This window comes from Streptomyces sp. SID13666, from assembly GCF_010548325.1.
Taxonomy (GTDB): Bacteria; Actinomycetota; Actinomycetes; order Streptomycetales; family Streptomycetaceae; genus Actinacidiphila; species Actinacidiphila fildesensis.
In genome coordinates, this window is sequence record NZ_JAAGLX010000017.1 from 51,333 (window position 1) to 64,791 (window position 13,459).

13 protein-coding genes and 1 pseudogene are annotated in these 13,459 nt (G+C 73.1%); 7 read left to right on the forward strand and 7 right to left on the reverse strand.

Features of this window, described 5'->3' with window-relative positions; genetic code table 11:
• Positions 1 to 4: 4 nt before the first annotated feature.
• From G3I60_RS22195 to G3I60_RS22205, 3 genes and pseudogenes are all read right to left on the reverse strand, one after another.
• Entirely contained in the window at positions 5 to 619 is a 615-nt protein-coding gene (locus G3I60_RS22195) for a response regulator transcription factor (protein ID WP_138357852.1), read from the reverse strand.
• Entirely contained in the window at positions 616 to 1,734 is a 1,119-nt protein-coding gene (locus tag G3I60_RS22200) for a sensor histidine kinase (protein WP_239070117.1), read from the reverse strand. Before G3I60_RS22200 ends, G3I60_RS22195 begins: the two co-directional genes overlap by 4 nt.
• A 179-nt stretch (positions 1,735 to 1,913) precedes the next feature.
• A pseudogene (locus G3I60_RS22205) lies at positions 1,914 to 2,117 on the reverse strand (ATP-binding cassette domain-containing protein); the annotation flags it as partial.
• 334 nt (positions 2,118 to 2,451) lie between these two features.
• On the opposite strand from G3I60_RS22205, the gene G3I60_RS22210 reads away from it, so the two are divergent.
• The 3 genes from G3I60_RS22210 to G3I60_RS22220 all read left to right on the forward strand — a co-directional run bounded on the left by G3I60_RS22210 (position 2,452) and on the right by G3I60_RS22220 (position 5,451).
• Positions 2,452 to 3,306 (forward strand): MaoC/PaaZ C-terminal domain-containing protein, encoded by an 855-nt coding sequence (locus G3I60_RS22210; protein WP_164607650.1) that lies wholly within the window; start codon positions 2,452 to 2,454, stop codon positions 3,304 to 3,306.
• 71 nt (positions 3,307 to 3,377) lie between these two features.
• Positions 3,378 to 4,454, forward strand: coding sequence for a Zn-dependent alcohol dehydrogenase (locus G3I60_RS22215; protein ID WP_164296733.1), 1,077 nt, complete (start codon positions 3,378 to 3,380; stop codon positions 4,452 to 4,454).
• A 49-nt stretch (positions 4,455 to 4,503) separates the two neighbouring features.
• A complete protein-coding gene (locus tag G3I60_RS22220) occupies positions 4,504 to 5,451 on the forward strand; it encodes a 3-oxoacyl-ACP reductase (RefSeq protein ID WP_138357848.1) in 948 nt (315 codons plus the stop codon).
• Between the two features lie 114 nt (positions 5,452 to 5,565).
• On the opposite strand, the gene G3I60_RS46475 is transcribed toward G3I60_RS22220, so the two are convergent.
• Both G3I60_RS46475 and G3I60_RS22225 read right to left on the reverse strand, forming a co-directional pair.
• Positions 5,566 to 5,700, reverse strand: a complete 135-nt coding sequence (locus G3I60_RS46475; RefSeq protein ID WP_269287941.1) for a hypothetical protein — start codon at positions 5,698 to 5,700, stop codon at positions 5,566 to 5,568.
• Positions 5,701 to 5,864: 164 nt separating this feature from the next.
• Positions 5,865 to 7,022: a hypothetical protein gene (locus G3I60_RS22225; RefSeq protein ID WP_164296735.1), complete on the reverse strand. Its 1,158-nt coding sequence runs from the start codon at positions 7,020 to 7,022 to the stop codon at positions 5,865 to 5,867.
• A gap of 359 nt (positions 7,023 to 7,381) precedes the next feature.
• Between G3I60_RS22225 and G3I60_RS22230 the strand changes: the two genes are divergently transcribed.
• The 3 genes from G3I60_RS22230 to G3I60_RS22240 are packed head-to-tail and all read left to right on the forward strand — an operon-like array spanning position 7,382 to position 10,304.
• Positions 7,382 to 8,329, forward strand: a complete 948-nt coding sequence (locus tag G3I60_RS22230; RefSeq protein ID WP_138357846.1) for a Nif3-like dinuclear metal center hexameric protein — start codon at positions 7,382 to 7,384, stop codon at positions 8,327 to 8,329.
• Positions 8,326 to 9,069 carry a zinc ribbon domain-containing protein gene (locus G3I60_RS22235; RefSeq protein WP_138357857.1) on the forward strand — a complete coding sequence of 248 codons (744 nt, stop codon included), beginning with the start codon at positions 8,326 to 8,328 and terminating at the stop codon, positions 9,067 to 9,069. Before G3I60_RS22230 ends, G3I60_RS22235 begins: the two co-directional genes overlap by 4 nt.
• Complete coding sequence (locus G3I60_RS22240) at positions 9,069 to 10,304, forward strand: bifunctional RNase H/acid phosphatase (RefSeq protein ID WP_164296737.1); 1,236 nt, start codon at positions 9,069 to 9,071, stop codon at positions 10,302 to 10,304. Before G3I60_RS22235 ends, G3I60_RS22240 begins: the two co-directional genes overlap by 1 nt.
• A gap of 109 nt (positions 10,305 to 10,413) precedes the next feature.
• Here the strand turns inward: G3I60_RS22240 and eda are convergent, their stop codons facing one another.
• Together eda and yaaA are read right to left on the reverse strand one after the other, a co-directional pair.
• Positions 10,414 to 11,040: a bifunctional 4-hydroxy-2-oxoglutarate aldolase/2-dehydro-3-deoxy-phosphogluconate aldolase gene (gene eda, locus G3I60_RS22245; protein WP_187144859.1), complete on the reverse strand. Its 627-nt coding sequence runs from the start codon at positions 11,038 to 11,040 to the stop codon at positions 10,414 to 10,416.
• 83 nt (positions 11,041 to 11,123) lie between these two features.
• A complete protein-coding gene (gene yaaA, locus G3I60_RS22250) occupies positions 11,124 to 11,912 on the reverse strand; it encodes a peroxide stress protein YaaA (protein WP_164296739.1) in 789 nt (262 codons plus the stop codon).
• 67 nt (positions 11,913 to 11,979) lie between these two features.
• Between yaaA and G3I60_RS22255 the strand changes: the two genes are divergently transcribed.
• Positions 11,980 to 13,452, forward strand: a complete 1,473-nt coding sequence (locus tag G3I60_RS22255; RefSeq protein ID WP_164296741.1) for an RNB domain-containing ribonuclease — start codon at positions 11,980 to 11,982, stop codon at positions 13,450 to 13,452.
• Positions 13,453 to 13,459: the final 7 nt, after the last annotated feature.

Genomic DNA, 13,459 nt, shown 5'->3' on the forward strand with positions numbered 1-13,459 from the left:
GGGGCTACAGCCAGCCGTTCTGGCGGGCCGAGCGGACGGCCTCCATGCGGTTGCGGGTGCCGGTCTTGCCGATGGCCGAGGAGAGGTAGTTGCGGACGGTGGACTCCGAGAGGTGGAGTTTGCCCGCGATGTCGGAGACGGTCGCTCCGTCGGCGGCCGCGTTGAGCACATCCTGCTCCCGGGCCGTGAGCGGGCTCGGGCCGGCGCTCAGGGCGGCTGCCGCGAGGGCCGGGTCGACGACGCGTTCGCCGGCCAGGACACGGCGGATGGCGCCCGCGAGGTCCTCGACCGGTCCGTCCTTGACCAGGAAGCCGGCGGCGCCCGCCTCCATCGCGCGGCGCAGATATCCGGGACGGCCGAAGGTGGTGAGTATCAGCACCTGGCAGGACGGCAGTTGCTTGCGCAGGTCGGCGGCGGCGTCGAGGCCGCTGCGGCCGGGGAGTTCGATGTCGAGCAGCGCGATGTCCGGCCGGGCGGCGAGCGCCGCCTCGACGATCAGGTCGCCGGCCGCCACCTGGGCGACGACCTCGATGTCGTCCTCCAGGTCCAGGAGGAGCGCCAGCGCGCCCCGCATCATGCCCTGGTCCTCGGCGAGGAGTACCCGGATCGGGTCGGTCATGCGGCGTTTTCCTCCTCGACGGGCAGTTCCGCGGTCACCTGGAAGCCGCGGCGCTGCGCCGGGCCCGAGTCCAGGGAGCCGCCGGCCGCGGCGAGCCGTTCCGACAGGCCCTTGAGGCCGGTGCCGATGCGGTGCGCCGCGGTGGTGGCAGCCGTCGCCGAGCTTACGCCGGAGCCGTTGTCGGTGATCGTCAGGCGGGCTTTTCCGCCGGCGGAGCGCAGCTCGATCTCGCACGAGGAAGCGCCGCTGTGCCGTACGACGTTGGTGACGCCCTCGCGGACCACCCAGCCCAGCAGGGCCTCGGCCTGCGGGGGCAGCGGCGGCCCGGATTCCAGCACGACGACCTCGATGTCGGAGGCGGACAGCGCGGACCGGGCCCGGTCCAGCTCGGTGGCCAGGCTGCCCTCGCGGTAGCCGGTGACGGCCTCGCGGATCTCGGTGAGGGCCTGCCGGCCGACCGCCTCGATGTCGGCGACCTGGGTGAGCGCGGCGTCCATGTCGCGCGGCGCGAGCCGGCGGGCGGCCTCGGACTTGACCACGATGACGGAGAGCGTGTGCCCGAGCAGATCGTGCAGATCGCGGGAGAAGCGCATCCGCTCCTCCGCCACCGCGCTGCGCGCCAGCTCCTGGCGGGTGGCCTTGAGCATGTGGACGGCGTCGAAGAGGGTGAGGATCACCGAGACGACCAGGCCGGACAGGAAGGTGCCGTAGGAGAGGGTGGCGGTGTTCCAGAAGGTCTCGTGGTGCACCATCCCCGCGATGATCCCGGCCGAGGCGCTGAGTCCGATCAGCACGATGCCGAGCCGGCGGCCGCGGGCGCTGACCCCGCACGCCAGCGACAGCAGCGGGAAGAGCAGCAGCCAGTTGCCCCCGTAGCCGAGGGTGAGGGCGAGGGTGACGGCGGCCTGGGCGATCAGCAGCCGCACCGGTACCGGGCCGCCGCTGAAGCGGTCGCTGAAACCGGCGCGGACGGCGCAGACGTAGAGGACGCAGAACGCGGCGAGACCGGGACCGGCCAGCCAGGGGAACGCCACCTGGCCCGTGGCCACGTCGACGGCGGGTCCGCTGGCCATCAGCAGCCAGGGGATGAGCGACCCGCCGTCCGGGCCCTTCATCCGGTCGATCTCCTCGCCGAAGTCCCGGGGCGCGTTCCCACCGCAGTCACCCCGCCCGCCGAAGGCCCGCCGCCCCCACATGTCGACCATGTCCGTTCCACTCCCCGTCCCGCCTGCACCGCGTCGATCAGCCCACATCATGCGGTACGCGCCCCCCGGCGGTAAGAGAGGACCGCGTATCCGCCGAACAGCCGCACCTCGCGGGCGTCCGGCGCGTCCAGCCCCAGCAGCAGGCCGATCGCGGTGGATTTCCCGGCCCCGTTGCGGCCCAGCAGGGCCACGGCCTCACCGCGCCGGATCTCCAGGTCGATCCCGTCCACGGCGCGGACGCCGCCGAAGGCCTTGACCGCCCCGGAGAACCGCACCGCGGGCTCGCTCGCCATGGTTGTCGTCATGCCGTCGACGGTACGGAGAGCGCCCCTGACCTCGGCAGAGGGGAATGTACGGGGTCGGCCGGGACAAATGTCACCGGTGGTGTGATCTGATGGTGCGTCAGCTATTCACAGGCCCAGGGCGATGCGTTATACATGAGCCACTGCTAGAACACGTTCTAGCAGTCCGTGATCGACCCCGGCGCGGCCGACGGTGCGGACAGTCGCGCCGGGGTCCTCCAAGACACGCGGGCACCGCCGTCGGCGCCCGCCGGCCCGTATCCGGCGCCCGCCCGCGCCGGTCAGCGCCTGTCCCTGTCCCCACGGCGAAGGAGCCAGCCGGACCATGCCCATCGACGTCGCGAAGGCCACCGCGGCCGAGCCCCGCACCACCGACCTCGCCTGGGACCACAAGGACGTCCTGCTCTACCACCTGGGCGTGGGCGCGGGCCGGCCCGCCACCGATCCCGACGAGCTGCGCTACACGCTGGAGAGCAGACTGCAGGTACTGCCCAGCTTCGTGACCGTCGCGGGCGGCAGCCTCGCCGCCGCGGGCGGGCTCAGCGCGCCCGGGATCGACGTGAACCTCGCCGCCGTGCTGCACGGCGGCCAGCGCATCGAACTGCACCGCCCGATCCCGGTCACCGGGAAGGCCGTGCAGACCAGCCGGATCGCCGCCGTGTACGACAAGGGCAAGGCGGCCGTCATCGTGCTGCGCTCCGAAGTCGCCGACGACGAGGGGCCGTTGTGGGAGGCCGACACCCAGATCTTCGTCCGCGGCGAGGGCGGCTTCGGCGGCGACCGCGGCCCCACCGTCCGGACCGAGGCGCCCGGCCGGGAGCCGGAGCGCACCGCCGAGATCACCACCCGCGAGGACCAGGCGCTGCTCTACCGGCTTTCCGGCGACTGGAACCCGCTGCACGCGGACCCCGAGTTCGCCAAGGTCGCCGGCTTCGACAAGCCGATCCTGCACGGTCTGTGCTCGTACGGGATCGTCCTCAAGGCCGTCGTCGACACGATGCTCGACGGCGATGTGGCGCGGGTCCGCGCCTACTCCACCCGCTTCGCCGGGATCTTCTTCCCCGGCGAGACGCTGCGCGTGCGGATGTGGCGCGAGGACGGCCGCATCCAGGTGTCGGCGACCTCGGCCGACCGGGACGACGCACCGGTCCTCGCGGACACGGTCGTCGAACACGCGTAACTCCGCCGGCGCACCACCGCACCACCCGCAGGACCCCGCACCATTCCGCACCTCGCGAAGGGAGCCGCCCCGTGCGCGCAGCAATCCAGCAGGAGATAGGCCAGGACAAGCTCGAAGTCGTCGACGACATCGAGGCGGTGGGATTCGGACCCGGCAAGGTGCGGATCCGCATTCGGGCGACCGGACTGTGTCACTCCGACCTCTCGGCGATGAGCGGCGTGCTGCCGCAGCCCGCGCCGTTCGTGCCCGGCCACGAAGGCGCCGGCGAGATCATCGAGGTCGGCGAAGGCGTCACCAACGTCAAGGCGGGCGACCGCGTGCTGGTCTGCTGGCTGCCGGCCTGCGGCGCCTGCGCGTCCTGCAAGCGCGGCCAGACCCAGCTGTGCATCGCCGGCTTCCTCAACGCCGGCACCCCCAACTACAAGCGCCCCGGCGGCGATGTCTTCGGCTTCGCCGGCACCGGCACCTTCGCCGAGGAGGTCGTCGTCGACGCGTTGTGCGCCGTCCCGATCCCGGACGACGTGCCGTACGAGATCGCCGCGCTGATCGGCTGCGGCGTCACCACCGGCATCGGCGCCGCCATCAACACCGCCAAGGTGGAGGCCGGTTCCTCGGTCGCCGTCATCGGCTGCGGCGGGGTCGGCATCAGCGTCATCCAGGGCGCGCGGGCGCTCGGCGCCGCCGAGATCGTCGCCATCGACCCGGTCGAGAGCCGGCGCGAGGCGGCCCTGCGGTTCGGCGCCACCGAGGGCATCGCCCCCGACGGGCTCGCCGACGCCAAGAACCGCATCACCGCGGGCGAGGGCTTCGACTACGTCTTCGAGGTCGTCGGCAAGTCCGCCACCGCCCGCACCGCGTACGAGAACACCCGCCGCGGCGGCACCCTGTGCATCGTCGGTGCGGGCGCCATGGACGACAACCTGCAGATCAACATGTTCGAGCTGTTCTTCGACGAGAAGCGCATCCTGCCGTCGCTCTACGGCGGCGGCGACGTGCTGCGCTCCTACGAGCGCGTCATCAAGCTCTGGCGCGCCGGCCGCATCGACCTGGAGGGTCTGATCACCCACCGGGTGCGGCTGGAGGAGATCAACGACGCGATCGACCAGATGCGGACCGGCGAGGCGCTGCGCACCTGCATCACCATCTGATCCGTCCGAACCCGCACCTGTCGCTGTAGATGTAGCTGAGAGGACCAGGATGTCTGTGCACGGGCAGCAACTGTCGGGTCTGGCCGCGATCGTCACCGGGGCCGGGCGCGGCCTCGGGCGCGCCGAGGCCCTGGAGTTGGGACGGCTCGGCGCGAGTGTCGTCGTCAACGACTTCGGGCAGCCGGGCCGGGACGGCTCCGGCGCGGCGTCCGCCACCCCGGCGGAGGAGGTCGCGGCCGAGATCGTCGCGGCGGGCGGGCAGGCCGTCGCCCACCACGGCGACGTGGCCGACTTCGAGGAGGCCCGCGGGCTGGTCCAGCTCGCCGTCGACACCTACGGAAAGCTCGACATCCTGGTCAACAACGCGGGCATCCTCCGCGACCGGATGATCTTCTCCATGTCGGAGGCGGAGTGGGACGCGGTGATCCACGTCCATCTCAAGGGCCACTTCAATACGACCCACTTCGCGGCCGTGCACTGGCGGGAACGCTCCAAGGCGGCGGGCGGCCCGGTCTACGGCCGGGTCGTCAACACCTCCTCCGAGGCGTTCCTCGCCGGCTCGGCCGGGCAGCCCAACTACGCCGCCGCCAAGGGCGGCATCGTCGGGCTCACCACCTCCACGGCGCTCGCGCTCGGCAAGTACGGAGTCACCGCCAACGCGATCTGCCCGCGGGCCCGCACCCGGATGACGGAGGACGTCTTCGCGGGCTTCCTGGAGGTGGAGGAGGGTCTCGACCCGCTCGCCCCCGAGCATGTCTCACCGCTCGTCGGCTACCTCGCCTCACCGGCGGCCGCGCGCGCCAACGGCCAGCTCTTCGTGGTGCACGGCGGCATGGTCGCGGTCATCGACCGCCCCCGCGTCGCCGCCAAGTTCGACACCGCCAAGGACGTCTTCAGCCACGACGAACTCGACGGCCTGCTGACCCCGTACTACGCGGACCGCGACCCGAACCACACGTTCGCGGCCACGGAAGTGCTGGGCCTCAAGCACGAGTAGCCCTGAGCACGAGTAGTCCTGAGCACGAGTACTCCTGACCACGAGTACTCCTGCTGCTTGGGCCGGCCGGCCGACGAGACCCAGGGGTCCCGTCAGCCGGCCGGTCCTTCAGTCCTAGTCCTTGCTTCCCGCGGGGCGCCGGTGGCGGCCGTGCGGGTCGCCGTCGCTGTCGTGCGGCGAAGCGGTACCGCGGTGCCGACCCCCGGCGTTGTCGTGACTCTCGCCGGAGTCGGACGTGGATTCGGACATGGAACGTCTCCCCGATGAATGGCGTGCCGGTTTGCGCTTGAAGCGGCCGAATATCCCCAACCCGGCCTGTGGGTACGCCCGTTGGTCACCCTCGGTGCCCGAGGGGTCCGGATCCGTAGCCCCCGGCGAGTGTAGTCGGCGACCGTGTCCGGTGATCATCGGGGTTACCGTGCCCGCGCCGGGTCGAGCGGGGCCTGCTGGAGGGGGAGCACGGACATCGGCCTCGGCTCGTCCCCCGCAGGCCCGTCGACCGTGGCGGCACCCTCGACGGCCGCCCGTGCGGCACCCGTGACGGCCGCCACGGGAGCCGCGGCCGGCGCCTCGTACTCGCTCAGCCCGAACGGCCAGCGCTCGCAGGCGTACGGCAGCCGCAGGGAGCCGCGCGCCGACCACAGCCCGGTGCCCGCGAGCCAGCCCTCGGGAGCGGTGAGCCACGTCACCGTCCGTTCGCCCGGCCGCCAGACCACGGGCGCGGCCCCGTCCGGCCCCTCGGCGCGCAGCGCCACCGCCGCCCCCTCCGGCATCAGTATCTGACCGGACTGCGCGGCGAACGGCGTGAGGACCGTGTCGGCCATCCGCAGCGCCTCCGGGAAGCGCACCGGACGCCGGCTGCCCAGCACGCCCCAGCCGAGCCGGTCGGTGCCGGGTGCGTCGCTGCGCAGCATGAGCAGCCCGCTGTCGGGCTCGGCGAGCAGGACCCGGTCGTTGCTGTCCTCGGCGATCTGCAGCAGCGGGGTCACCTCGCCCTGCCGCAGATCGACGGCGACGGCCTTGGTGCGGCCGCCGTCCGGGCCGACGCGGTCGAGGGCGAGCATCCGGCCGGCGCGGTCCAGCCAGACGCCGCCGGTGCAGCGGCCCCGCACGGTGGCGAGCAGCTGCGGCCCGCCGCTGTGGTTGCCGCCGCCGCTGCCGCAGACCAGCCACACCTGGGTGGCGCCTTCGGTGGGGGCGAGCGCGAAGGCCGCTCCGGCGACCGGCGGCAGCAGCCGTACCTCCTCGCCCTCCAGGGACTTGAGGGAACCGAGCGGCAGTTCGCCGGTGCCGGGCCCCGTCGGGTAGAGCAGCGCGAGGTCGAAGCGGTCGGCGACGCGGCGGCGGATGAGCACCCGCCCGTCGGGCAGCGGCAGCACTTCGGTGCCGGGTTCCTCCGGCTGGTTGCCGGGCAGCGGGACGGTGTACGGCTCGGGGCCGGCCAGCGTCCAGCGCTCGGGGTACCAGCCCCCTTCACCCGACTCGGTGAGGCAGGCCGCGTACGAGCCGTCGGACGCGATCGTGAACCCCGCCCGCAACACCGTGGCCTTTTCGATGGCACAAGCCGTCATGTGTTGGTTCACCTCCGGAGGACGACGCTAGTTTTCGCACTTCCGGACGATCAGCGCGAGTCGGTGCAGTTCACACGTAAGGGTGGCGGTTCTTCCGTTTGCCCAAGGATCGGACGCACGTTGTGATCCGTGACCGGAACCACATCTTCCGGACTTGGCGGGCGTCGCACAGCGGAGCAAGAGGAAAGGCTCGCCTTACCCGCGTCCGCGACGAGCCGGCAGCCCGTCCGGTACCTGACCGGTACCTGCCCGGCGCGTGTCCGGTGCTCGTCCGGCACGTGTCCGGTACTCGTCCGGTACCGGTCCCCTGGCCGCCCGCGATTCCGGTCGGCGCGGGGGAGGGCGGTAACCTTCCTCCCGTGCCCTCACTGTCCGACGTCATCGCCGCGCTCGAAACCCTCTGGCCCCCTCACCAGGCCGAGGAGTGGGATGCCGTGGGCCTGGTCTGCGGTGATCCCGACGCGGAGGTCACGCGGGTGCTGTTCGCCGTCGACCCCGTCCAGGAGGTCGCCGACGAGGCCGTCCGGATCGGCGCCGACCTGCTGGTCACCCACCATCCGCTGTACCTGCGCGGTACGACGACGGTCGCGGCCACCGGCTTCAAGGGCCGGGTCGTGCACACGCTGATCAAGAACGATGTGGCCTTGCACGTCGCGCACACCAACGCCGACCGCGCCGACCCCGGAGTCTCCGACGCCCTCGCCGGCGCCGTCGGGCTGCGGATCACCGGGCCCCTCGTACCGGACGCGACCGATCCGTCCGGCCGCCGCGGCCTCGGCCGGATCGGCGAGCTGGACATCCCACTCACGCTGGCCGAATTCGCCGCCCGGGCCGCCCGCGGTCTGCCGCGCACCGCGGCCGGCCTGCGCGTGGCCGGGGACCCGGAGCAGCTGGTCCGTACCGTCGCGGTCTGCGGCGGCTCGGGCGACGGCCTCTTCGGCGACGTCCGCGCGGCGGGCGTCGACGTCTACCTCACCGCGGACCTCCGCCACCACCCGGCCTCCGAGGCCCAGCAGCAGGGACTTCTCTCGGACGGTAGGCCCGCGCTGGTCGATGCCGCACACTGGGCAACCGAGTGGCCGTGGTGCGAGCAGGCCGCGGGCCAGCTCGACGAGATCTCGGACCGGCACGGCTGGGCCCTGCGGACGTATGTGTCGCACCAGGTCACCGACCCGTGGACGGCCCACGCCCCGGCCCCGGAAGCTCTGTCCAGCACCTCTTCCACCCGCTCTTCCCGCCAGTCGCCCGAAGCCATCCTTCCAACGAGCGCCTCGCGCCCGCAGTCTCACCCAGGAGCCCCCCGCTGAACGCCGCCCCCGCCGACCAGATCCGCCTCCTCGAAGTCCAGGCGCTCGACTCGCGTATCCAGCAGCTGGACCACAAGCGGCACCACCTTCCCGAGCACGCCGAGCTCGACCGTCTGAACGCCGACCTCACCCAGCTGCGCGACCTGCTTGTCGCCGCGCAGACCGAGGAGAGCGACACCGCCCGCGAGCAGACCAAGTCCGAGCAGGACGTGGACCAGGTGCGCCAGCGCGCCGCCCGCGACCAGCAGCGGCTCGACTCCGGCGCGGCGGCCTCCCCGAAGGACCTGGAGAACCTGCAGCGCGAGATCGTCTCGCTCGCCAAGCGGCAGAGCGACCTCGAGGACGTCGTCCTGGAGGTCATGGAGCGCCGCGAGACCATGCAGGAGCGGGTCAAGGAGCTCTCCCTCCGGCTGGAGTCCGTGCAGGCCAAGGCCGTTGAGGCCGAGACCCGCAGGTCCGCCGCGCTCAAGGAGCTCGACGCCGAGGGCTCCAAGGCGGTCAAGGAGCGCGAGATCGTCGCCGGCGCCGTGCCGGCCGACCTCCTGAAGCTCTACGACAAGCTGCGCTCCCAGCAGGGTGGCGTCGGCGCCGCCCGGCTCTACCAGAAGCGCTGCGAGGGCTGCCGTCTGGAGCTCAACATCACCGAACTGGGCGAGGTGCGGGCGGCTCCCGCCGACACCGTCGTCCGCTGCGAGAACTGCATGCGCATCCTGGTCCGCACCGCGGACTCCGGCCTCTGATGGCTCGTGGTTTCGTCGTCGAGGCCGACGGCGGGTCCCGGGGCAACCCGGGCCCCGCGGGCTACGGCGCCGTGGTCCTCGACCCGGCCACCGGTGAGACGCTCGCCGAGGCCGCCGAGTACATCGGCCACGCCACGAACAACGTCGCCGAGTACCGGGGTCTGATCGCGGGGCTGCGGGCCGCCAAGGCCCTGGATCCCGAGGCCCCGGTCCGGGTCCGGATGGACTCCAAGCTCGTCGTCGAGCAGATGTCGGGGCGCTGGAAGATCAAGCACCCGGACATGCGCCCGCTCGCCGCCGAGGCCAAGTCCGTGCTGCCGGCCGGCCAGGTGACGTACGAGTGGATCCCGCGCGAGAAGAACAGGCACGCGGACCGGCTCGCGAACGAGGCGATGGACGCGGGCAGGAAGGGCCGGCAGTGGGAGCCCGGGGCGCCCATCGTGCGCAGCGAACTCGGGCTGGGCGGCGGCGTCGGGATCTCGGCCCAGGGGTCGGATCCGGGGTCGGCGCACGGGTCTGGTTCGGGTTCGGCCGGGGCTTCGGCTCAGGGGTCGGTTCAGGACGCGCTGCCGGAGACCGCTCCGACCGTGGGCTGGTCGGCCGCCGCCGATCTCGGGACGCCCACCACCTTCGTCCTGCTCCGGCACGGCGAGACCGCGCTCACGCCCGAGAAGCGGTTCTCGGGCAGCGGCGGCACCGACCCCGACCTGTCGGAGACGGGCCGCCGGCAGGCCCAGCAGGCCGCGATCTCGTTCGCGGCCCGGGGCACCGTGCAGGCGATCGTCAGCTCACCGCTGGCCCGCTGCCGGCAGACCGCGGAAGCCGTCGCGAGCCGCCTCGGCCTCGAGGTACGGATCGACGAGGGCCTGCGCGAGACCGACTTCGGGGTCTTCGAGGGGCTCACCTTCGGGGAGGTGCGGGAGCGGTATCCGGCCGAACTGGACGACTGGCTGGCATCGGCCAAGACCGCCCCGCCGGGCGGGGAGAGCTTCGCGGCGGTCGCCCGCCGCGTGTCGCTGTCCCGCGACAAGCTCCTCGCGCGCTACGCCGGGAAGACGGTGCTGCTCGTCACGCATGTCACCCCGGTCAAGACGCTGGTCCGGCTCGCGCTGGGCGCGCCGCCCGAGTCCCTGTTCCGCATGGAGCTCTCGGCGGCGTCCGTGTCGGAGGTGGCGTACTACGCCGACGGCAACGCCTCGCTGCGCCTGCTGAACGACACGTCGCACCTGAGGTAGTCCGCGGGGTCCGGTCCGGTGCGCAGCCGGTGCCATGAGTCCTACGTTGCCTGCCCTGCCCTGCCCTGCCCTGCCTTGCCGCCGTCCGGCGCGTCCGGCCCTCCGGGGTTCAGCCGCGCAGGGCGGCGGCTTCGCGTGCGAGGGCCTCGACGCGACCCCAGTCCTTGGCGCGGAGCGCCTCGGCGGGCAGCATCCAGGTGCCGCCGACGCAGCCGACGTTGGGGAGCGCCAGATAGCGCGGCGCGGCGGCCGCGTCGATTCCGCCGGTGGGGCAGAACCGCGCGAGCGGCAGCGGTGAGGCGAGCGACGTCAGATACGCGGTGCCGCCGGCGGCCTCGGCCGGGAAGAACTTCATCTCCGTTATGCCGCGTTCCAGCAGCGCGACCACTTCCGACGTCGTCGAGACGCCGGGCAGGAACGGCAGCCCCGAGGCACGCATCGCCTCCAGCAGCCGGTCGGTCCACCCCGGGCTGACCAGGAAGCGGGCCCCGGCGGCGACCGCGGCGCCGACGTGCTCGGGCGCCAGCACCGTCCCCGCGCCCACGACCGCGTCCGGGACCTCGCGCGCGATGGCGGCGATGGCGTCCAGCGCGGCGGCCGTCCGCAGGGTGACCTCGATCGCGGGCAGCCCGCCCGCGACGAGGGCGCGGGCCAGCGGCACGGCGTCGGCGGCGTCCTCCAGGACGACGACGGGGACGACGGGGGCGAGGTCGAGGACGGAAGTCATGCCCGTCATCCTGCCTGCGGCCCGGCATCCTGCGCAACGAGCGTTGCACAGGATGCAATAGAAGTGCCCCGTGCCGGGGTTCCGCCGCGGGCTCAGTGGATCTCGGTCACCAGCACGTCGAGCTTCCCCGGTGCCTGCTCCTCGATCACGAAGCCCAGGTCCCGCAGCGTCGCGGCGAGCTTCGCCGGCGTCTTCGGCTTCGCGCCCGACTCCAGGAGGGCGCGCACCAGCCGGCCCTTCGTTGCCTTGTTGAAGTGGCTCACCACGGACCGCTTCTCGACGCCGTCGACGACCGTCACCTGCAGCACCCGCACGGTGGCCGTGCGCGCCGCCGGCTCGCTGCGCGGCTTCGGCTTCCACGCGCTCGCGTACGCCGAGGAGCGCAGATCCAGCACCAGGCCGTCGCCGGCCGCCTCCGGAACGACGCCGGCCATCGGCTCCCGCCAGTACGCGCCGAGCGCGCCCAGCGCGGGCAGCTTCACCCCCATCGAGCAGCGGTACGACGGGATCCGGTCGGTGATCCGCACCGCGCCCCACAGCCCGGAGAACACCAGGAGGGAGTCCTTCGCACGCTTGCGGGCGGCAGGGCTGAGCGTCGCGAGCCCCAGTGCGTCGTAGAGCACACCGGTGTACAGCTCCCCGGCCGGCAGTGTCGGCGCGGTGAGCAGTCCCGCGTCCTTGGCGACCTCGCCGCGCAGCCCCGGGCTCAGCCCGAGCACCTCGGCCGCCTTCTCCTCATCGCCCGAGCACAGCTCCACCAGCTCCGCCAGCACCGTCGACCGCGTTCCGGTCAGCCCGGGGAGCGAGAGCGACGCCAGGTCGACGGCGGGACCAGCACCCACGGTGGCCTTGCCCTCGGACGGCGGAAGCAGGACGAGCACAGCAGTTCTCCCTCGGACGGACCAACACGAACCGGGAGCAGCCTACGGCCCGTCATACGCTCACTTCATGCCCCGCCGCCACCTGCTCGTCCCGGCCGCCGACGGAACCCTGCTGCGCGACGCGCTGCGTGCGCTGCGCGTCCGGCTCGAGGTGCCGGAGGAGTTCCCGGCCGCCGTGCTCGCCGAGGCCCGGCAGGCAGCCGACCATCCCCGGATGCCGGAGCTGGACGCCACCGGCATCCCGCTCTTCACGATCGATCCGCCGACGTCCACGGATCTCGACCAGGCCATGCACCTGGCCCGTGGGACGGGGACCGGCACCGGGGCCCCGGCCGGGGGATACCGGGTGCACTACGCCATCGCCGACGTCGCGGCCTTCGTGACGCCCGGCGGCGCGCTCGACGCCGAGGCGCACCGCCGCGTCACGACCCTCTACTTCCCCGACGAGCGCGTCCCCCTCCACCCGCAGATCCTCAGCGAGGGCGCCGCCAGCCTGCTCCCCGGCCAGGACCGCCCCGCCCTGCTGTGGCGGATCGACCTCGACGCGACGGGCCAGGTCACCGCCACCGACGTCCGCCGGGCCCGGGTCCGCAGCCGCGCCAAGCTCGACTACGCGGGCGTCCAGCGCTCCATCGACGACGGCACCGCGGAGGAACCCGTCGCCCTCCTCAAGGAGATCGGGCTGCTCCGGGAGGGGCTCGAACGGGACCGCGGTGGCATCTCCCTCAACGTCCCCGAGCAGGAGATCGAGCAGCGTCCCGACGGCGACGGCTACGTACTCGAATACCGCGCCCCGCTGCCCGCCGACGGCTGGAACGCCCAGATCTCCCTGCTCACCGGCATGGCCGCCGCCGACCTCATGATCCGGTCCGGCACCGGCATCCTCCGTACGCTCCCCGCCGCCCCCCGGAGCGCCGCCGACCGGCTCGGACGCGTCGCCGAGGCCCTCCAGGTCGACTGGCCGGCCGGCACCCTGTACGCCGACGTCATCCGCTCCCTCGACCCCCGGCGCCCCCACCACGCCGCCTTCCTGCAGGAGTGCACCTCCCTGCTGCGCGGCGCCGGCTACACGGTCTTCGACGGCGCCGCCCCCGAGCACGCCGAACATGCCGCCGTCGCCGCCCCGTACACCCACTGCACGGCACCGCTGCGCCGCCTCGTCGACCGCTACGCCGGCGAACTCTGCCTGGCCGCCGTCGCGGGCGAGCAGCCCCCGGACTGGGTCCGCGCCGCCCTCCCCGGCCTCCCCAAGGAAATGGCCGAGGGCACGCAGCACGCCAACCGCGCGGAACGCGAATGCGTCGACCTGATCGAGGCCGCCCTCCTCAAGGACCGCGTCGGCGAGGTCTTCGACGCCTTCGTCATCGACCTCGACGACCGCGCACCCGGCACCGGCACCATCCACCTCGACGACCCCGCCGTCGTGGCCCGCATCCAGTCCCCACCGTCCGCCCCCCGCCTCCCCCTCGGCCACCACCTGCGAGTCCGCCTCACCGAGGCCGACCCGGCCACATCAACGGTGCTCTTCGCCCCGGCCTAGCACTCCG

Coding starts and splice junctions, on each gene's coding strand:
- G3I60_RS22200 (WP_239070117.1), bottom strand. CDS start 1,734: ATGAAGGGCCCGGACGGCGGGTCGCTCATCCCCTGGCTGCTGATGGCC.
- G3I60_RS46475 (WP_269287941.1), bottom strand. CDS start 5,700: ATGTCCGAATCCACGTCCGACTCCGGCGAGAGTCACGACAACGCCGGG.
- G3I60_RS22225 (WP_164296735.1), bottom strand. CDS start 7,022: ATGACGGCTTGTGCCATCGAAAAGGCCACGGTGTTGCGGGCGGGGTTC.
- G3I60_RS22210 (WP_164607650.1), top strand. CDS start 2,452: ATGCCCATCGACGTCGCGAAGGCCACCGCGGCCGAGCCCCGCACCACC.
- eda (WP_187144859.1), bottom strand. CDS start 11,040: ATGACGGGCATGACTTCCGTCCTCGACCTCGCCCCCGTCGTCCCCGTC.
- G3I60_RS22220 (WP_138357848.1), top strand. CDS start 4,504: ATGTCTGTGCACGGGCAGCAACTGTCGGGTCTGGCCGCGATCGTCACC.
- G3I60_RS22240 (WP_164296737.1), top strand. CDS start 9,069: ATGGCTCGTGGTTTCGTCGTCGAGGCCGACGGCGGGTCCCGGGGCAAC.
- G3I60_RS22255 (WP_164296741.1), top strand. CDS start 11,980: ATGCCCCGCCGCCACCTGCTCGTCCCGGCCGCCGACGGAACCCTGCTG.
- G3I60_RS22195 (WP_138357852.1), bottom strand. CDS start 619: ATGACCGACCCGATCCGGGTACTCCTCGCCGAGGACCAGGGCATGATG.